At 50.5% G+C, this 19,057-nt stretch carries 18 protein-coding genes and 1 riboswitch; of the genes, 10 read left to right on the top strand and 8 right to left on the bottom strand.

Features of this window, described 5'->3' with window-relative positions; translation table 11 throughout:
- Positions 1-220: 220 nt before the first annotated feature.
- Both H6F86_RS27420 and rfbD read left to right on the top strand, forming a co-directional pair.
- Positions 221-760, top strand: coding sequence for a photosystem I reaction center subunit XI (locus H6F86_RS27420; RefSeq protein ID WP_190453359.1), 540 nt, complete (start codon positions 221-223; stop codon positions 758-760).
- Positions 761-931: 171 nt separating this feature from the next.
- Positions 932-1,813, top strand: a complete 882-nt coding sequence (gene rfbD, locus H6F86_RS27415; protein WP_190453356.1) for a dTDP-4-dehydrorhamnose reductase — start codon at positions 932-934, stop codon at positions 1,811-1,813.
- A gap of 125 nt (positions 1,814-1,938) precedes the next feature.
- On the opposite strand, the gene H6F86_RS27410 is transcribed toward rfbD, so the two are convergent.
- From H6F86_RS27410 to H6F86_RS27380, 7 genes are all read right to left on the bottom strand, one after another.
- The gene (locus H6F86_RS27410) at positions 1,939-2,931 is read right to left on the bottom strand and encodes a glycosyltransferase (protein WP_190453353.1); all 993 of its coding nucleotides are present in this window, start codon (positions 2,929-2,931) and stop codon (positions 1,939-1,941) included.
- Positions 2,932-3,293: 362 nt separating this feature from the next.
- The gene (locus H6F86_RS27405) at positions 3,294-3,659 is read right to left on the bottom strand and encodes an S-layer homology domain-containing protein (protein ID WP_190454355.1); all 366 of its coding nucleotides are present in this window, start codon (positions 3,657-3,659) and stop codon (positions 3,294-3,296) included.
- A gap of 45 nt (positions 3,660-3,704) precedes the next feature.
- The gene (hrcA, locus tag H6F86_RS27400) at positions 3,705-4,787 is read right to left on the bottom strand and encodes a heat-inducible transcriptional repressor HrcA (RefSeq protein ID WP_190453351.1); all 1,083 of its coding nucleotides are present in this window, start codon (positions 4,785-4,787) and stop codon (positions 3,705-3,707) included.
- A gap of 270 nt (positions 4,788-5,057) precedes the next feature.
- The gene (locus H6F86_RS27395) at positions 5,058-5,414 is read right to left on the bottom strand and encodes a rhodanese-like domain-containing protein (protein ID WP_190453349.1); all 357 of its coding nucleotides are present in this window, start codon (positions 5,412-5,414) and stop codon (positions 5,058-5,060) included.
- A gap of 301 nt (positions 5,415-5,715) precedes the next feature.
- Positions 5,716-6,567: a metal ABC transporter permease gene (locus H6F86_RS27390; RefSeq protein WP_190453348.1), complete on the bottom strand. Its 852-nt coding sequence runs from the start codon at positions 6,565-6,567 to the stop codon at positions 5,716-5,718.
- A gap of 129 nt (positions 6,568-6,696) precedes the next feature.
- Positions 6,697-7,449, bottom strand: a complete 753-nt coding sequence (locus tag H6F86_RS27385) for a metal ABC transporter ATP-binding protein (RefSeq protein WP_347241209.1) — start codon at positions 7,447-7,449, stop codon at positions 6,697-6,699.
- A gap of 162 nt (positions 7,450-7,611) precedes the next feature.
- A complete protein-coding gene (locus H6F86_RS27380; protein ID WP_190453344.1) occupies positions 7,612-8,730 on the bottom strand; it encodes a zinc ABC transporter substrate-binding protein in 1,119 nt (372 codons plus the stop codon).
- Positions 8,731-8,893: 163 nt separating this feature from the next.
- A riboswitch (cobalamin riboswitch) is annotated at positions 8,894-9,070 on the top strand.
- A gap of 15 nt (positions 9,071-9,085) precedes the next feature.
- Here H6F86_RS27380 and H6F86_RS27375 point away from each other — a divergent pair.
- The 5 genes from H6F86_RS27375 to H6F86_RS27355 all read left to right on the top strand — a co-directional run bounded on the left by H6F86_RS27375 (position 9,086) and on the right by H6F86_RS27355 (position 15,713).
- Entirely contained in the window at positions 9,086-9,652 is a 567-nt protein-coding gene (locus H6F86_RS27375; protein ID WP_206756116.1) for a hypothetical protein, read from the top strand.
- 5 nt (positions 9,653-9,657) lie between these two features.
- Positions 9,658-10,641, top strand: coding sequence for a methyltransferase domain-containing protein (locus H6F86_RS27370; RefSeq protein WP_190453340.1), 984 nt, complete (start codon positions 9,658-9,660; stop codon positions 10,639-10,641).
- Positions 10,625-11,074: a hypothetical protein gene (locus H6F86_RS27365; RefSeq protein WP_190453338.1), complete on the top strand. Its 450-nt coding sequence runs from the start codon at positions 10,625-10,627 to the stop codon at positions 11,072-11,074. Before H6F86_RS27370 ends, H6F86_RS27365 begins: the two co-directional genes overlap by 17 nt.
- Before the next feature lie 293 nt (positions 11,075-11,367).
- The gene (locus tag H6F86_RS27360; protein ID WP_190453336.1) at positions 11,368-13,845 is read left to right on the top strand and encodes a phosphoketolase family protein; all 2,478 of its coding nucleotides are present in this window, start codon (positions 11,368-11,370) and stop codon (positions 13,843-13,845) included.
- 233 nt (positions 13,846-14,078) lie between these two features.
- Positions 14,079-15,713: an alpha-D-glucose phosphate-specific phosphoglucomutase gene (locus tag H6F86_RS27355; RefSeq protein WP_190453334.1), complete on the top strand. Its 1,635-nt coding sequence runs from the start codon at positions 14,079-14,081 to the stop codon at positions 15,711-15,713.
- A 90-nt stretch (positions 15,714-15,803) separates the two neighbouring features.
- On the opposite strand, the gene H6F86_RS27350 is transcribed toward H6F86_RS27355, so the two are convergent.
- The gene (locus tag H6F86_RS27350; RefSeq protein ID WP_190453332.1) at positions 15,804-17,057 is read right to left on the bottom strand and encodes an RNA polymerase sigma factor; all 1,254 of its coding nucleotides are present in this window, start codon (positions 17,055-17,057) and stop codon (positions 15,804-15,806) included.
- 179 nt (positions 17,058-17,236) lie between these two features.
- Between H6F86_RS27350 and H6F86_RS27345 the strand changes: the two genes are divergently transcribed.
- The 3 genes from H6F86_RS27345 (at position 17,237) to H6F86_RS27335 (ending at position 19,052) form a co-directional block, all read left to right on the top strand.
- On the top strand, positions 17,237-17,593 hold the full coding sequence (locus H6F86_RS27345; protein ID WP_190453330.1) for a YciI family protein: 357 nt from the start codon (positions 17,237-17,239) through the stop codon (positions 17,591-17,593).
- Between the two features lie 95 nt (positions 17,594-17,688).
- Positions 17,689-18,546: a YciI family protein gene (locus tag H6F86_RS27340; RefSeq protein WP_190453328.1), complete on the top strand. Its 858-nt coding sequence runs from the start codon at positions 17,689-17,691 to the stop codon at positions 18,544-18,546.
- Positions 18,547-18,641: 95 nt separating this feature from the next.
- Positions 18,642-19,052, top strand: a complete 411-nt coding sequence (locus H6F86_RS27335; protein WP_190453326.1) for a VOC family protein — start codon at positions 18,642-18,644, stop codon at positions 19,050-19,052.
- Positions 19,053-19,057: the final 5 nt, after the last annotated feature.

Raw genomic sequence — 19,057 nt, 5'->3', positions numbered from 1 at the left:
CAAGCTGCTCTAGGCGTTGCACCCATAGTTGTCAGAGTTAGTAAGAGAGCGTTAGCCCATTCAGCGATCGCGCCATGCTTCCAATCTCCTACTAATCCAACTGTCTTCCGAAGACGATCCCCATCTACTCACTCTGTAGCTTGAGAAAGAGGACTTAGTAGCCAAAATCCTTTATTATAAGTGCCACACTGCCATGTACATGTAAGAGGAATCAAGGCATATGGCTAATTTTGTAGACAAGATTGAGCGGTCTAACACGAATCCTAACGATCCTAGAAATCGTGAAGTCGTCTATGCGGCTTGGGATGACCCTCAAATTGGTAACCTTGCTACCCCCATTAATGCGTCTGGTCTCGTACGCGCATATATCAATAACTTGCCTGCCTACCGCCAAAATTTGTCTCCTTTGCGGAGAGGACTTGAAGTTGGTTTGGCTCATGGTTACTGGCTACTCGGTCCCTTTATCACATTTAATCCGCTGCGCGATACAGAGGTGGGTTCCATTGCAGGGTTACTTGCTACTCTTGGCACTCTTTTGATAGCTACGCTGAGCCTTTCGCTCTATGCCGCTAGCAATCCTCCAAGCCCGATTGCAACTGTCACCGTGCCTAGCCCACCACAACTGTTAAGCACGTCTGAAGGCTGGAACGAATACGCCACTGGCTTTTTCCTGGGTGGTGTTGGCGGTGCTGTGTTTGCTTACGGCTTAGTGACAAACATCGCCTTATTCCAGAAATATTTGAGCTTTGTTGCTCAGTAACCTTTAAGTTTGCTGAACAGCAAATGTCTTGATGTTTTGATCGTGAAGAAAAATCTAGAGCAACGTTGCTCTAGATTTTTCTTGTTTAAAGAAGCATTTTAAGTACTTATGAGGCTGCGTGGAGAGAGTATTTAGGTAAAGTAGCTCCATCAGCATTCAAAAATTTTACCTATGACCCGAATTTTACTGACAGGTATCACTGGGCAGGTTGGTCAGGAACTCCAGCAAACCCTGGTTTCTCTGGGAGAAGTCGTTAGCGTGGGGCGCGATCGCGTCGATTTTTCGCAACCAGAAGCCGTACAACGGGTGATGGAGACTGTGAAACCCACGATCGTCGTCAATGCGGCTGCCTATACTGCGGTTGATAAAGCCGAAAGCGAACCTGACCTCGCCAAGTTGGTGAACGCTGTTTCGCCCGGAATCCTTGCAAAAGCCGCAAGCCGCATTGACGCAGGGCTGATTCACATCTCTACCGATTACGTGTTTGATGGCACGCAAAGTTCGCCCTACCTGGAAACGGATGCAACCAATCCGTTAGGGGTGTATGGCTCTACAAAGCTGGCAGGTGAAGCAGCGGTGCGTGCTGAGTGCGATCGTCACTTCATCATTCGTACTGCCTGGGTCTATGGTGCGAAAGGTAAGGGCAACTTTGTCAAAACAATGCTGCGGCTGGGAGCCGATCGGGAAGAAGTGCGCGTCGTGACTGATCAAATTGGTGCGCCCACCTGGTCAAAAGATTTGGCTAGGGCGATCGCCCAACTTGCACCCCAATTATCTGCCGATACGGTCGGCACCTATCACTACACTAACAGCGGCGTGTGTAGTTGGTACGATTTTGCGATCGCCATCTTTGAAGAGGCACAGCAACTCGGCTTTCCCCTTAAAATCCAGCGCGTCATCCCTATTACTACGCCCGAATACCCCACCCCAGCCAAACGTCCTGCTTTCTCTGTCCTCTCGCTCAAAAAAATCTCGACGCTCTTAGGTACGCACCCTCCCTACTGGCGACAAAGCTTGCGAACAATGCTGCAAGAACTGCGGTCAAACCCTTAAATTACTTCGGTTGAGCAGATAATATTTTGTTTTCTCTCAACTAACAGTTTTAGGGTTTCTGAAGTTTGTCTGCCAGTATTCAAGACTAAGCTGATGCCTTAAGCGTCTCTCTTTTGACGAGAAGTTTAAGGCTCTTGCTGCATTTTTGCATATGCTTCGTAAACGCCCTGGACGTTGTACCAGTTAAGAAAAATGCGGGCAACTTCGAGAGCAAGTTGGGGTTTACCCCGATCGATCAGCCACTGTAGGAGGGGAGCCATTGTGCGTTCGTTGAGCTGTCCGTCGATCGACAGAATGCCCCACAACAAGCGATGCAGCCAGGTCATCTGGATCATCAGCCGCACGTTCCAGGTCGGATGCTTTTGGTAGAACAGCACGCCCATTTTGCCGCGCTCGATTTCTTTGTCGATCAAGTTTGGGAGTTGGCTGAGAGCAAAGGGCGGATGCCAGTGATAGCCGACAGCATCAGGGCATTTAATGAGCGTTAAGCCTAGCTGCTTCAAACGCACACCTAGCTCCAGATCTTCCCAACCGTAGAGTTGAAAGCGGGTGTCAAACAGCCCAGCTTTTTCCAGCCAGGTACGAGCGATCGCCACATTTCCAGTGGCAAAATAGGCGGCTGAGAAATCGGTGAGCTTGTACGGTTCTGCAGTTGGATCGTCAAAGTTAGCGGTGTTGATGACGCGACCGTAAGTGAAGACGGGAGTGGGGAGTGGGGAGTGGGGAGTGGGGAAATTTTGAATTTGTTTCAAAGGCTGACCGCTGACCGCTGACTGCTGACCACGCTGCAAGCCTTCGGCATGTGCCTGGAGAAAACCCTCAGTGACGACTAGATCGCTGTCGATGAAGATGATGGTGTCACCAGACGCTTTTTCAACACCTAGATTACGTGCAGCAGCGGGACCCTGGTGATCTTGTTGGAACAGTCGAACATGAGGAAATATGCTGGCGTTGGTTTGGAGCCAATCGACGGTGCCATCGGTAGAACCATCATCCACAACGACAACCTCGTAGCCTGCGATCGCGCCTGCATCAAATGTCTGCTGCTCTAACGCTTTCAGGCACTTTTCTAAAATCGGTTTGCGGTTGTAGGTCGGAATGACCACACTGAAAAACACGGCGACTCCTGGGAAAGTTGTTGGTTGTCAGTTATTGGTTGTTAATTTGGCGATCGCACAATGCACTCTAAAAACTAACAACGAAGTCTTTGATAACTCTCTTACTGCAAGTAAATAGATGGGGCTGTATTCGTTGCTCGCAATCGAGCGTGTTGCAGTACAACTACGCACTTTAGTTTGCTTTAGCCACTCTAGGCTACCAGATGGCGTCTCTGTAGAGTATTCCTGACGCAGTGCTGAAGCCCTTTGGTTCCGCTAGCACGGAAGCGGCAAGGGGCAATGTGGTCTAAGCGCAACTACAAGTGAGCGTGTAGCAGCACGTCCGATTAGGAGCAATAGGGAATCAGTTGCCAGTAAGCTCGCTACTTGGCAGTGGATTCATCCCCTGAGATGGTGCCAACCCGATCGCTCAACTCTCTTAATTGCTCATTCAACTCTCGCTGACGCTGAAGCAACGTATCGAAGTCAGTGCGTGTGGCAAAGTTTGCTCTGCTGAACTGGAGTTGCTGATTGACTTGATCCAGACACGCATTCATCCCAGCGGCAAATTCATAGCGGGTGATCGGGCGATCGCCCTGATACATCCCATTGGGAGTGCCAGAAATACAGCCTGTTTTAGGTTCTGGTTGAGTGGGTACTGTCTGTGCGGTGGCTGCTGTTGTATGGACAGCGATCGCCAGCGGCAGCGCCAAGACCGTGCGAGTTAATATTTTCTGGGCAGACTTCATCACAACAATCGCTCCTAACCTGCAATCCCACCTTAGCAAACGAAATTACGAACTTAGCGCATCAGAAAGATAGTCGGCAGCCGCTTCTACTAGGGCGATCGCGTTTTCATAAACCATGCGTGTCGGTCCCAAAACGCCGACGCTGCCAACGGGTACAGAGTCTTTGTGATAGGTCGAAGAAATCAGTGTGCAGGTTCGCATAGGTTCTAACGGGTTTTCTGCACCAATCCGAATGGTGACGCGCTTACCGGGCTGCTGCAAGTCTGACCGCTCAAAAATCAGCGGCACAAGCTGATGTTGTTCTTCTTCTAGCAGGTGAATAATTGTTTGCACCTGCTGGAGTTCTGAAAATTCTGGCTGACGCAGCACTTCTGCTAGCCCACTAATAACAATCTGGGTAGGAGCAGGCGGCTGCGAACGGCGGGTTAGCTCCACCAGGATCGTTCTCAGGAGATCGGCGTAACGTTCAAATTCGCGATCGAGTTCACTCCAGTCAATGGTTGCCAGCTCAGCGATCGCGCGACCCCGCAACTGGCTGTTTAAAAAGTTGGATAAGATTTGCAGTTCGCGCTCTAGCAAATCGGCATCCAGGTTAGCTGTATCAGCCGATAGCGGCAACTCAATGAGGGCTGATTGAGTTTCGTAAGAATCCGTCACAAAAATCAGCATCACCCGAGTCGTATCAACTGGCACAAGCTGTACATGACGCAGATGGCTGGTGTGTGTTTGCGGTGTAGTGATTAGCGTGATGTAGCCGCTGACAGTTGCTAAAATTTGCGCGGCTCCCCGCAGTACCGCTTCAAAGCTCCAGTCTTCCGCATTCAGGCGATCGTTAAGCAGATGCGCCATTTGCTGGGTCGAGTCGTGGGATGGCACGATCAACTGGTTCACATAGATGCGATAACCAGAGTCAGATGGCACGCGACCGGCTGACGTGTGCGGCTGAAAGAGCAGCCCACCTTTTTCCAGTGCCGCCATCGCATTACGGATCGTGGCAGAACTGACGCTCAAGTTATAGTCCCTCACCAAGGCTTCGGAGCCAACGGGTTCAGCAGTGGCAATATAGTGGCGGATAGTTGCCCAAAGTACTTGCTGCTGGCGGTTTGTAAGATTGACCAAATTGGACATTCTTTAAAGGGCGAATCGTAAAAAGGTTTGAAGCGGTGTCAATGCATTATGAGGTCACATCGACAGAACGAAGGCAAAACTTAACGGGATCAAGGAAATCAAAGGTAAGATGCACAACCTATGATCAAGATAGCAGATGCACTGCTGCCGTTTCTGCCTTAGGTGCCACTAAGTAAACGGCATACATAGCGAAACTATCATTAGACAATTTGTTACAACACTTTGATGGCGTGACACTGAAGGATTAAACATCAAACCAGCAGTCTGTCATCAGTATTGGGCTATGGATGGGTCAACCGCGATCGCATACGCATCAATACCACCCACTACGTTTCTAACCTGCGTGAAGCCCTGAGTCTGTAACCACTGGCACATCTGCGCCGATCGCACACCATGATGGCAAAGGACGATCGTTTCCTTCTGTGGGTCGAGCCGCGTTTGGATATCGCCCGACCACTCGGCAAACTCACTGAGCGGTAAATGTTCAAAGCCGTCAAGTTTAGCAAGCGCTAGTTCACTCGCTTCGCGCACATCCACAAACTGCACTGCATCAGAGGGCGTGGCTAAACGCTGTGCTAACTCTGCAACCCGAATTTGAGGCAACGGTTGGCTAGATTGGGCGGTCATAGGAGAACGAAAACTCGACAATTTATCTTGCTTCCGATTGTAACAGCCTTGCATTGATCGCTTTCTCTTTCTGCTACTCCAACTCGATCGTCTAGTACTGAGTCTCTTTTTATACGCTACAAATCAAGATTCCTCTATCGCAAATTTTCTCTTTTTAAAGAAATTGAGGGGTATCAATCGGGGAATCTACCGCCAGCACTTTTTGCATTGGTATAACAACTCGTACTGCTTGATCACTCTTACATTGTTACTAAGAGGAAAGCAAGCTTCATCCATAGGAAAAGAGCAGTTGTCATGGCGCTTAGTGACTGCCATAACCCTGGACTGAACCAACGTAAGGCAACACTGTTGCGATTAAGAAAATCGTTAATTGCACTGCGACAATGGTGGGACCAGATGGCAAATTAAATGCGGCTGAAAGCACCATTCCGACTACGGCGCTGAAGGCTCCTAACCCTGCCGACAGCAAAACATAGTTGGTAAAGTTTCGACTAAGCAATCGTGCAGCACAGGCAGGAATGACCACAAAGGCACTCACTAGCAACACCCCGATCGCCTTGATAGAGATGCCCACGACCAACGACAACAGCACAATAAAAGCGGTGCGATGAGCCGATACTGACACCCCACGGGCGATCGCCAATGGTTCATGCAGCGTTACCAACATCTGCGTTCGCAACGTTAGCCCAACCAGCACTACGCAGACAATAAGCAGCAAACTGCTAAACACTAAATCGAGTTCTCGGACTGCCAGAATATCGCCAAACAAAAGGTTATTGAGTCCCCCTTTGTACTCCCCCACAAAACTGAGGATGATAATGGCGATCGCTAAAGAAGACGAGTAAATAATGTTGAGCAACGCATCCGTCCACAACCGAGTTCGCTCCAGCAAGTAAGTCACGCCCAGCGCAAACAAAACAGCAAACGGCAGCAACACCACTGATGGATTGATGCCCATCAATAGACCAATGCTGATACCCAATAGTGCTGCATGACCGAGTGCATCACTAAAAAAAGATAACTGCCGCAAAATCGTAAAGCTGCCGAGCATTCCACCCATTAACCCTGTAAGAACGCCGCCGATCATAGCTCGCTGCATGAAGGGAAATTGAAAGAGTTCGATGACGCGAGCTAGTTCAGCTTGAAGAGACATGGGATTGAGTTAATGGAGTAAAGGGAGTGGAGTGAAGGGGGAAAGCAGTGAGGTGGTAGTGAAGTAAGGAGGTGAAGAAATAATGTCCCCTTCTACTTTTTCACTTCTCACTCCATAACCCTTTCACCCTTAATGCTGATGCCGATAGCGAACGAACTCAGAACCATATGCAGCGGAGAGGTTATCGGGAGACAGTGCCAATTCCGGGACACCCTGACAGAGTAGAGTGCGATTAAGACAGAGGACACGATCGCAGTGTCGTCGCACCATATCTAGATCGTGGGAAATCTGCAAAATAGCCCAGCCCTGCTCTTGCTTGAGTTGATACAACAGTTGATAAAACTCTGACTCGCCACGCACATCTAAGCCAGCAGGAGCCTCATCGAGAATCAACAAACGGCGCGGGTAAACCAGACAATAAGCCAGCAAGACGCGCTTAGTTTCGCCGCCGGAAAGTCTGCTGATAAGTTGATCTTTAAGGTGCGTTGCATCAACCCGTGCCAGCGCTTCTCGAACGGCGTAATGACGTTTTCTATAATTTGCCCAGGGCAACTGAAACCCCAACCGATCCCACCCCAGCCCCACCAGTTCTGCCACTGTCATGGGAATGCGGCGATCGAACAAGAAGTTTTGCGGTAAATAGGCAATTTGCTGACGGAGCCGTGGTGGCAGAAAACCTTTGCGACTAAGGGGTTGCCCCAGAATCACAATCTCACCCGCTTGTCTAGGCAAAATTCCCAGCAACGCTTGCACCAGCGTACTTTTGCCTGCACCATTGGGACCCACGATCGCTGTATCAGTGCCTGCCTCTAGTGCAAACGAAACATCCTGCACTGCTGCATAAGTCTCCCGGTAAACGGTTAGTCGTTCAATTGATAACACCGTGTCGCTCAATCAACACCTCATTTATTAAGTAGAACAGGGAAGGAGTGGAAGGGTAGAAAAGTAAAGGAGTGGAAGAGTGAAGGAGTGGAAAGGTTGGAAAGTGGGAGTAGAAGGATCAGGAGATAAATTACCCCTCCGTCTCTTTACCTCTTCACCCCATCACTCCATCACCTCAACCCACTGAGGCACTACCGCTACGGACTTCGCCAACCTAAGAGGCAGCCAAGATTGGGTCGATCGACGCGTAAATGCTGTTACCAAAGTTTTGACATTCTGCCGCATGGTGGTGATGTAGTAGTCAGGTTGCAGCGCCTCTGTGCCTCCAGTTTCCATCGGGTCAAAGGTGCTGACTCCCACATTTAGGTCGTTAGACAGCGCAGCAAAGGCATCTTGCCCTCCCTGCGGTTCCGTTAGCAGTGTTTTCAGATTGGTTGCCTTAACGGTATCAATCACCTGCTTGACATCAGCAGGCGATGGGTTCTCTTCTGGTACATCCACCAGAAAGTTGGCTTTCAAGCTATAGCTTTGGGCAAAGTAGGGTGCAAAGTCATGAAAGGCGACAAAGGTTTTATTTGCATACGGTTGCAGCAGCTTCGCGGTTTCGGCATCCAGATCCCGCAATTTCTGAGTGAAAGCGACCGCATTGGCAGTATAAGTCTCCTTGCCAGCAGGGTCGGCAGTAATCAGCCCATCCCGAATGTTTTCTACCTGTTGAATTGCGCGTTTAGGGTCAAGCCAAATATGGGGATTGAATGCTCCATGCTCATGTCCGGCTTCAGCTTTTTTCTCATTTTCATGATCGTGGTCGTGATTCTCTTTATGGCTACCTTCGATATCTTCAGTGGCAATGGTTTGAATGCCTTTACTAGAGTCAATAATTTGGAGATTAGCGTTGCCTGCATTTTTAACCAGATCTTCCAAAAAATCTTCTGTCTCTAGCCCGTTTTGCACCAGCACATCGGCTTTAGCCAGTTTTTGGGCATCGTCTGGTTTCGCCTGGTAATCATGGGGACCCACATTGGTAGGCAAGAGTTGGATCACGTCTGCCCGATCGCCCGCTACCGCCTTTGTAAACTGGCTCATCGGTAGAAACGTGGTGACAATCTGCAATTCTTTAGCCGCTGCCACTGGAGATGATGCTGCTTGGGACGCTTGTGTCTGATCTGAAGGTGTATTGGTTGCACAACTGCCTAAGCTAAGGGCGATCACAGATACAACGATCATCGACAACCGACGGGCACGGCTCGATCGTTGTAACCCTACTTTGAGAGGAACCATGTTTATACAATGAGAATCATTATCACCCGCTCATTCTACAGCAATTGCCGTAAAAAGTAATTTGCCTGTTAGGTGAAGCTGTGACAACGTGTTTACAGCGATCGCGGCTTACTGCTGTATGGCGATCGAGTACAGCCGTTTCAGTCCTTCGTTCAACCGTGTTAGGGTTGAGAACATGATCGGTTTTGATGGGGAGCAGCCGTCAAACACAAGGGGGAAAGTCCGGTTTGAATCCGGCGCTGTCCCGCAACTGTGAACTAAAGTCAGCAGTGCTTTACTATGTGCTGCTTGCGATTAACTTGTAGGAGTCAGAATGCCCGTCGATCGTGGTTTACCAGTTTCTGCGAGGTACAGATTGGGTCTAAATTTTTTTGATCCCAGGTGGGGAATCGGACGCGAGGCTGTGGCAGCCAGTCGGCTGTGGCGCTATAGCTTGATTGCAATTGGTAGTGCCAGTAGCCTGATCTATCCTCATGTGCCGCTAGTTAGTTTTGCAGCGCTGGCAGGCATTACCCTTCGTCGTAAGCAGGCAGTTGCCTCTGTTGCCTTGATTTGGTTTGTCAATCAGGTTTATGGTTTCGCTTTGCGAGACTATCCTTTAAGCCCGATCGCACTCTTGTGGGGTGTCACGATGGGGTTGGGCACTGTTGCAGTTGTTTTGCTCGCCTCTATGCAGCCCAAGTTTAGCGATCGAGGTTGGTTGGGGCAAGCCGTGTGGCTGGGAGTGGTCATGCTGCTAGGGTTTGGCATTGCTCAGAGCAGCATTTTGTTTGTGAATCAATGGGTGGGAATACACGGTTTTACGGCTGATGTGCTCTTGCGGCTTTTTATGCGCGAGCTTGTCTGGGCGATCGCTCTTTTTACCCTCTACACTGCCTTTGTGCTAAACCATCAACGCAGTTTACGGCATACGCTCCGCTGAACCCTATGAGTTTCTTTTTCGTTCTTGGTATTCTCCTTGCCTTATTAATAGTAGGCATTGCTTTTTATCTCCTTACGGCTCGTCGCTATCAAAACGCGGACTCTGTTGCCACGTCTTATGACGAATGGACAGACGATGGCATTTTAGAGTTCTACTGGGGCGAGCACATTCACCTCGGTCACTATGGTGTGCCACCAAAACGCAAGGATTTTTTGGCAGCGAAGTCTGACTTTGTGCATGAAATGGTGCGTTGGGGCGGGTTAGACACATTACCTTCCGGCACAACGGTCTTAGATGTGGGCTGTGGTATTGGCGGCAGCAGTCGCATTCTGGCAGAAGCCTACGGGTTTGCCGTCACCGGAGTGACTATCAGTCCTCAGCAAGTGAAGCGTGCTCAAGCACTGACACCAGACGGGCTAAACGCTCAATTTAGGGTGGATGATGCAATGGCGCTGTCGTTTCCAGATGGCAGTTTTGATGTGGTCTGGTCGATCGAAGCGGGTCCTCATATGCCCGATAAAGCTATTTTTGCTCGAGAGTTGCTACGCGTGCTGAAACCAGGTGGTGTGCTGGTAGTGGCAGACTGGAACCAACGCGACGATCGCCAAACGCCGCTTAATGCGTGGGAACGACCCGTGATGCGGCAATTGCTTGATCAGTGGTCTCACCCCGCTTTTGCCAGCATTGAAGGGTTTGCTGAATTGTTAGCAGCAACGGGCTATGTTGCCGGAGACGTAATCACTGCAGACTGGACGGAACCAACCCTACCGTCCTGGCTTGATTCCATCTGGCAAGGCATTGCTCGGCCAAGTGGGTTGGTGCGGTTTGGTGTCGCAGGTTTGCTCAAATCACTGCGAGAAGTGCCGACGCTCCTGCTGATGCGACTGGCATTTGGCACGGGTCTTTGCCGCTTTGGGATGTTTCGTGCTGTCCGAAGTGGATTGGAAGCAGCAAACCAGCGAGAAGAAGCCAATGCGACCGCGAAATGAACTTTGGCAGGGATACTTTGGCTACTGGCAGAATCGCTTCATTCACCACCATCTTTTGACAATCGGCTACTCTGCCTGGATCGGTTATAAGCAGCACGGTCGTGGTGTTGTCGTGTGCGATGTGGTAGATACAGTCACCCCCTCGATCGATTGGAGTGTGGATACTGTAGCTTTTCAGCAGTGGTTCATTCCGCACGCTCAGGCAGAAGGCTATCTGCAAGCGGTTGCCTTAGCGCCAGAGGCTGTCACAGCCGTGCTGAGCGCGATCGTAACTTACGAACCGACTGAGGCGATCGTCGTTTTGGTCATTGGCAATGGAGCTGTAGATATTAACCTACTGCAAAATCTGGCGATTTCTCCTGCTGAGTGTTGTGAGCAAGTACAACGACGCTGGGCAGAATTTCAGTCTGATTTAAGCTTTATTCAGATTTAGGCATGAGCCTTAAGGAAGTAAGTGCTGGTTTAAGTGCGCGTCACTGGAACAGAATCGCTCGATCGACAGATGTTCTTTATGAAGATTAATGGCTACCTAAAGTAGTCTGTTGTCCGAATGCTCAGTTTGACGCTTTAGTAACGGATGTCTGATTGACTGCTGGTTTGCCTTTGCTGACTGGCAGTACCACTCCAACTCGACTCTTAAAAACAGAGCCTCAAAAATAAGTTTCATTACCATCCGTGCCGACGTAAACCGATTCACACAAACCTTCAGCAAACGGATTACAAATCATGGTAGCAACGCCTTCTAAACCAGCCCTTGACCACTCCATTAGTGCCTTCGGAACCGCGCGATCGACCGTTGAGGGAGCACCACTTACACCGGAAGAACTACGCAAAATGCACGCGTATTGGCGTGCTTGTAATTACCTCGCGGTTGGCATGATTTACTTGCGAGAAAACCCGCTTTTAAAGGAGCCACTCAAGCCAGAACACATCAAGCGTCGTTTGTTAGGGCACTGGGGTTCAAGCCCTGGCATTAGCTTTCTTTATACACACTTAAATCGGGTCATCAAACAGCAAGACCTCAACATGATTTATGTGGTTGGTCCTGGTCATGGTGCGCCCGGTTTTCTTGGTCCTTGTTACTTAGAAGGCAGCTACTCTGAGATCTATCCAGGTAAGAGCGAAGATGCAGAGGGTCTGAAGCGCTTTTTTAAGGAATTCTCCTTTCCGGGTGGTGTTGGTAGCCACTGCACTCCCGAAACTCCCGGTTCGATTCACGAAGGCGGTGAACTGGGCTACAGTCTCGCTCATGCCTATGGAGCCGCTTACGATAATCCCGATTTGATTGTGGTGGCGCTATCGGGCGATGGTGAAGCCGAAACAGGACCGCAAGCAACCGCATGGCATTCCAACAAGTTTATCAACCCGATTCGCGATGGGGCTGTCTTGCCTGTCTTGCATTTGAATGGGTACAAAATCAACAACCCCACACTGTTGTCTCGCATCAGTCATGAGGAACTGGAAGCTCTATTTAAGGGCTATGGCTACAACCCTTACTTTGTCGAAGGGTCTGATCCTGAAACGATGCACCAGGCGCTCGCTGCTACGCTCGATCGTTGCATTGCCGAAATCAAACAGATTCAAGCCGAGGCTCGCAGCACCGGCATTGCCAAACGTGCCCGCTTTCCCATGATTGTCTTACGGACACCCAAGGGCTGGACGGGTCCTAGTGAAGTGGATGGACACAAGGTTGAAGGATTTTGGCGTGCCCATCAAGTGCCTATGTCCGATGTAACCAAAAACGACGGACATTTTGAAGTTTTGGAAGAGTGGCTGCGGAGCTATAAGCCAGAGGAACTTTTTGATGAGAGCGGGGCGCTGCTGGCAGAGCTAAAAGACATCGCACCTAAGGGTGTTCGCCGTATAGGCTCAAATCCTCACGCCAACGGTGGCTCAGTGCGGAAAGAACTCAAGTTGCCTGATTTTCGCCAGTACGCTGCGGCTACCTCTCCGCCTGGGCACCTTCAGGTAGAGAATACTCGACCGCTGGGTGTGTTTCTCCGCGATGTCATGCGCCTCAATATGACCAATTTCCGCGTCTTTGGACCGGATGAAAACACCTCTAACAAGCTCTCAGCCATCTACGAGGTAAGCAAAAAACTCTGGCTTGCAGAGTACCTTCCCGAAGATGCTGATGGCGGCGAACTAGCGGCAGATGGTCGGGTCATGGAAATGTTGAGTGAGCATACGCTAGAAGGTTGGCTAGAAGGCTACCTTCTTACAGGGCGGCATGGCTTTTTCTCCACCTATGAGTCCTTCGTCCATGTGATCGATTCCATGATTAACCAGCACTGCAAATGGCTGGATATCTGCAATCACATTCCCTGGCGGGCATCCATTTCTTCGCTGAATTTGCTCATTACCTCAACGGTCTGGCGGCAAGACCACAATGGTTTTACCCATCAAGATCCTGGCTTTTTGGATGTTGTTCTTACCAAAAGCCCAAGTGTCACTCGCATTTATCTGCCGCCTGATGTCAATACGTTGCTGTCGGTTGCAGACCACTGCTTGCGGAGTGTGGATTACGTCAACGTCATTGTCTCTGACAAGCAGTTGCACTTGCAGTATCTGGATATGGATGCAGCCATTCAGCACTGTACTAAAGGGCTTGGCATTTGGGAGTGGGCAAGCACTGATGCAGGCGTTGAACCGGATGTTGTGCTGGCGTGTGCGGGCGATATTCCTACACTAGAAGCGTTGGCGGCAAGCGTGATGCTGAAGGAGCATTTTCCTAATCTCAAGCTGCGGTTTATTAACGTAGTTGATTTGTTTAAGCTGCAATCAGAGACGGAGCATCCGCATGGGTTATCCGATCGCGACTTTGATAGCTTGTTTACCACTGATAAGCCAATTATTTTCAACTTCCACGGCTATCCCTGGTTGGTGCATCGGCTGACCTATCGCCGCACTAACCATAACAATCTCCATGTGCGCGGCTACAAGGAAAAAGGGAGTATCAACACGCCTCTGGAACTGGCAATTCAAAACCAGATCGATCGCTACAGCATTGCGATGGATGTGATTGATCGTGTGCCCAGCCTTCATGTGGCGGGCGCTCATGCCAAAGAAGCGTTTAAGAACCAGCAGATTGAGTGTATCCGCTATGCCTATGAGTACGGTGTTGATATGCCCGAAATTTTGAACTGGCGATACCCGGGTACGCCTGCTGCTACTGCCCCTGCGCACGAGGATGCGTCAGACTAAGCGATCGAAACAATTGCGCTTATAATCGTGTGCGGGTAGCATCTGCGGACGGCAAGCGCTTGGAGCGGACACTGATTCAACGCGAGAAGGCAATACGTTCGTTAGGGGCATAAGATTGTTGTGCCCCTACGGGCAATCAATCACCCACCAAAAATATCGCCTCTCTGCTTAACGTTCAGACAGCGATCGCCCTAATGTAACGACCCAACCATCGGCGTAAGAAGACTATTTACATGAATATACAAACCGTTTCAACCACTCCCTTTGCTGATCAAAAACCGGGAACCTCTGGGCTGCGTAAAAAAGTGCCTACGTTCCAGCAACCGCATTATCTGGAAAATTTTGTTCAGTCTATTTTTGACAGTCTAGAGGGCTTTGAAGGGCAAACGCTGGTGGTCGGTGGCGATGGTCGCTACTACAACCGTGAGGCGATTCAACTGATTCTTAGAATGGCAGCTGCAAACGGGTTTGGGCGTGTGCTAGTGGGGCAGGGCGGCATCCTCTCTACTCCTGCGGCATCCTGTATCATTCGTAAAAACAACGCTTTTGGCGGCATTATTCTTTCGGCTAGCCACAATCCAGGCGGTCCCAAAGAAGACTTTGGCATTAAGTACAACACTGGCAATGGCGGTCCCGCGCCCGAAAAGGTGACAGACGCGATTTTTGCCCGCAGTAAGGTCATTGACCAGTACAAAATTTTGGACGCGCCGGCGATCGATCTCGATCAACTCGGTCAGTTCTCTCTGGGCGCTATGACCGTTGAAGTGATTGACTCGGTAGCAGATTACGCTGAGTTGATGGAATCGCTGTTTGATTTCGATCGCATTCGTCAGCTCTTGACCAGCGGACAGTTTCGGATGTGCATGGACTCGCTTCACGCGGTCACAGGTCCCTACGCTCATGCGCTGTTTGAAGGCACGCTGGGTGCACCTGCTGGCACCGTGCAGAATGGTATTCCCTTAGAAGACTTTGGTGGTGGGCATCCTGATCCCAACCTTGTTTACGCGCATGATCTGGTCGAGGTGCTGTTTGGCGAGAATGCACCGGACTTTGGTGCCGCCTCTGATGGGGATGGCGATCGCAACATGATTCTCGGTCGTCACTTTTTTGTGAACCCTAGCGATAGCCTCGCTGTGCTCGCCGCCAACGCCAAACTGGTGCCCGGTTACAAAGATGGCTTAGCAGGCATTGCCCGATCGATGCCCACGAGTCAGGCTGCCGATCGTGTAGCGAAGCGTCTTGGCATTGAAGCCTACGAAACGCCAACAGGATGGAAGTTTTTTGGCAATCTGCTTGATGCTGGCAAAGCTACACTCTGCGGTGAAGAAAGCTTTGGTACAGGCTCCAACCACGTCCGCGAAAAAGATGGTCTGTGGGCAGTGTTGTTCTGGCTCAACATCCTGGCAGTTCGACAAGAATCGGTTGAGCAAATTGTGACAGAACATTGGCAGCAGTACGGACGCAACTTTTACTCACGCCATGATTATGAAGGGGTCGATAGCGATCGCGCTGCCACACTGATGCAAGGCGTTTATGAGCAAATGCCCACGCTAAAGGGCAAAAAGTTTGGTACCTACGAAGTTGCCTTTACGGATGACTTTAGCTATACCGATCCGATCGATGGCAGCATCAGCACCAAGCAGGGTGTACGGATTGGCTTTACCGATGATTCTCGCATTGTGTTCCGGCTCTCGGGCACGGGTACTCAGGGCGCAACGCTACGACTCTATCTCGAAAGCTACGAACCGAACATCGCCAAACATCAGCTTGATCCTCAAAAAGCACTTGCTGATCTGATCAAAATCGCAGATGAAATTGCTGGCATTCATACTCATACAGGGATGGATAAGCCAACAGTCATTACCTAAAAGATGAGTGGATAAGGCATCACCCGTCAAATGGATTGGACGACGCTTGCAGAAGTTAGGAGCGCAGTTCCTATCCAGCAATGCTGAACTCTAGGGCTGAACTTCGCGCAACCGACGCTCCAGAAAGCGACGTTCGCTGTCATTCGTGACCAGTGTGAGTGCTCGCTTGTAGCTCTGAGCGGCTTCCTCTAAGGCTCCGATGCGGCGTAGTAGATCGGCACGGGCAGCGTGGAACAGGTGATAGCCGTCGAGTTCGGTGGCAAGCCTATCCAGCAGCCCGATCGCTGTCTGCGGGCTGTCTACCATGGCGATCGCCACTGCCCGATTCAGCGACACGATCGGAGATGGTTGTAACCGTTCCAGCACCTCATAAAGCTGCACGATCTGCGCCCAGTCTGTTGCTTCGGCTCGTGCTGCCTGACAGTGAAGTGCTGCGATCGCCGCTTGCAGCGCAAACACCCCCGTCCCACCGCGCAATGCTTCTTCCACAAGGGGCAACGCTTCAGCAATCTGTTGGTGGTTCCAGCGCTGACGGTTCTGATCTTCGAGCAGCACTAGATCGCCAACCTCATCCAAACGGGCATCGCGTCGGGAGTCGTGGAGCAACATCAGTGCTACCAGTGCCGTTACTTCTGAGGATGTTTGGGGCGACATGAGCTGCCTCACCAGTTGCGCCAGCCGAATGGCTTCGGTGCAAAGGTCAGCCCTCACCAGTGCCTCGCCTTTGGTCGCTGCATAGCCCTCATTAAAAATGAGATAGATCACTGTCAGCACTGCGCCGATCCGTGAAGACAGATCAGCCGTGTCGGGCACCTTGTAAGGAATACCTGCATCCCGAATTTTGCGTTTAGCACGCACTAGTCGTTGTGCCATTGTTGCTGTGGGTACGAGGAACGCGCGAGCAATTTCGTCTGTTTCCAGCCCGCCTAGCATTCGTAGCGTTAAAGCCACCTGAGTCTCGATCGCCAGTGCTGGATGGCAGCAAGTGAAGATAAGCCGCAAGCGATCATCCGGAATTTCATCCGAGTCATAGGCTGGCTCCTCACTACTTGGAATTAACCCAGAGGCGGCATACCATTCCAATTTTTCCGTCATCCGTGTCCGTCGTCGGAGACGGTCGATCGCTTTGTAACGAGCGGTGCGGATGAGCCAGGCACGCGGAAGATCAGGAATCCCACTGGCTTGCCACTGTTTTACGGCGGCTGCAAAAGCCTCCTGTGCTGCTTCTTCAGCCAGATCGAAATCTCCTATCAGCCGAATCAGAGTGGCAACAATCCGCCCCCAATCAGTGCGATAAACCGAGGCGATCGCCTGGGTGACATCTGTTTCTGCATTTAGAACCATACCTGACCTAAAAATTTTGGCAAGCTGTCGATTTGAGCCATTGCCGTTCGACTTAATTACAGAAGGAACCGAAGACAGTCAGGCTCGATCGTAGCGAATGATAAAAATTTTCTGCGAGGTGTCGATTTGAGCTAACCTCGTTCGACTTACTTGCAAAGAGAAAGCATGGAGGCAAGCGAATGAAATATTTACTGCTGATCTACATGGATGAAAACGCCCTGAGCGAAACCGAGCGGGAGAAATGTTACGTCGAATCTGCACAACTCGCGCAGCAACTTAGCTCGAAGGGACAGTATTTGGCAACCGCTCCGCTCCATCCCGTCGCCACGGCAACCAACGTGCGGGTGCGCGAGGGTAACTCACTTGTGACAGATGGACCCTTTGCCGAAACGCGCGAACAACTGGGCGGCTTCTTTCTGATTAATGCGCAGGATCTCGATGAAGCGATCGCGATCGCTGCTCAGATTCCAGGTGCGCGAGTTGGCACGGTCGAGATTCGTCCCGTGCTTGAAGTGGCGGGTTTACCAGAACCCTAATATCTACCTGTTTTAGGTCGGCTCATTTGCCGATCGTCTCGATCCAACTATCCACAACCTTTATCCACAAACTTAGACCCCAAAGAGAGACTGTAATGCGCTTTATGATGCTCATGATTCCTAAAGGTTACGAGAGTGCGGCTCCCGATGTGATGCCGGATGCTAAAGCGATTGAAGCCATGATGAAATACAACGAAGCTCTTCAACAGGCTGGTGTGCTGCTTACCGTTGAAGGGTTGCGCCCCCCATCAGTAGGAGCGCGAGTCACATTCAAGGGAGGAAACCCAAAAGTAACAGAAGGGGTTGCCCCCGAGGTGAAAGAGGTGCTGGGTGGCTACTGGATGATTCAAGTGAATTCGCAAGAGGAAGCGATCGCCTGGGCATCTCGCTGTCCTGCCTCAGAGAACGAGACGATCGAAATCCGCCAAGTGCAGGAATTCGAGGATTTCCCAGAAGATGTGCAGCAAGCCGCTGCCGGATTTCAGGAAATGCAAGGTTCTGACACCACAATGGCACCAGAAAGCATTCATACAGACAACGAAGCTGAAATTCGTCAACTGATTAGCGATCAACAGCGTGCCATTTGTGCCAAAGACGTGGATCAAATCATGTCTCGCTATGCCGCTGAGGTCATTCTCTTTGATGTCAAACCCCCGTTCCAAACTCAAGGCAAAGACGCAGTTCGCCAACTGTGGAAAGACTGCCTGCCTTACTTTCCAGATGCTTTCGGGATGGAAACACAAGACCTCACCATTACTGTCAATGACGAGTTGGCGTTTGCCCACTGGCTCTTTCGCTTTAAGGGAGAACAAGACCACCCCGCCATGCAAATGTGGATGCGCGCCACCGCTGTTTGCCAGAAAAATCAGGGCAACTGGCAGATTTTGCATGAACACATCTCAGTGCCATTTGATCCACAAACCTCTCAAGCAGTTTTCACGCTCAACCCGTAGAACGATTGTCCAGGCGCGTTTGGCACCTCGATCGAACACACCAAAGCAATCCATCTAAACTCGCCCCTACATGCACTAAACACAAGGAGTAAATCATGAAAATCAATCCTTACCTCATGTTCAACGGCAACTGTGAGGTAGCGTTCAAGTTCTATGAACAATGTCTTGGTGGCAAGATCACCATGATGATGACTCATAAAGAAGCACCTTCGGCAGAACACGTACCTGCTGAATGGCACGACAAAATCATGCACGCTTGTCTTGACCTGGGAGATCGCCTATTGATGGGATCTGACAGTCCACCTGATTATTTTGAAGCACCTCAAGGCTTCTACGTGCAGATTAGCGTTGCCGAACCAGCCGACGCAGAACGCATTTTTCACGCTCTAGCAGAAAACGGAAAAGTTAAGATGTCGATCGCTCAAACCTTCTGGTCTGTCCGCTTTGGCATGTTGATTGATCAGTTTGGTACACCATGGATGATCAACTGCGAGCAAGTAACTTGAGCCTT

The sequence above is a fragment of the Phormidium sp. FACHB-592 genome (assembly GCF_014695795.1).
GTDB lineage: Bacteria > Cyanobacteriota > Cyanobacteriia > Leptolyngbyales > Leptolyngbyaceae > Stenomitos.
This window is presented reverse-complemented; position numbering and strand designations above follow the sequence as displayed.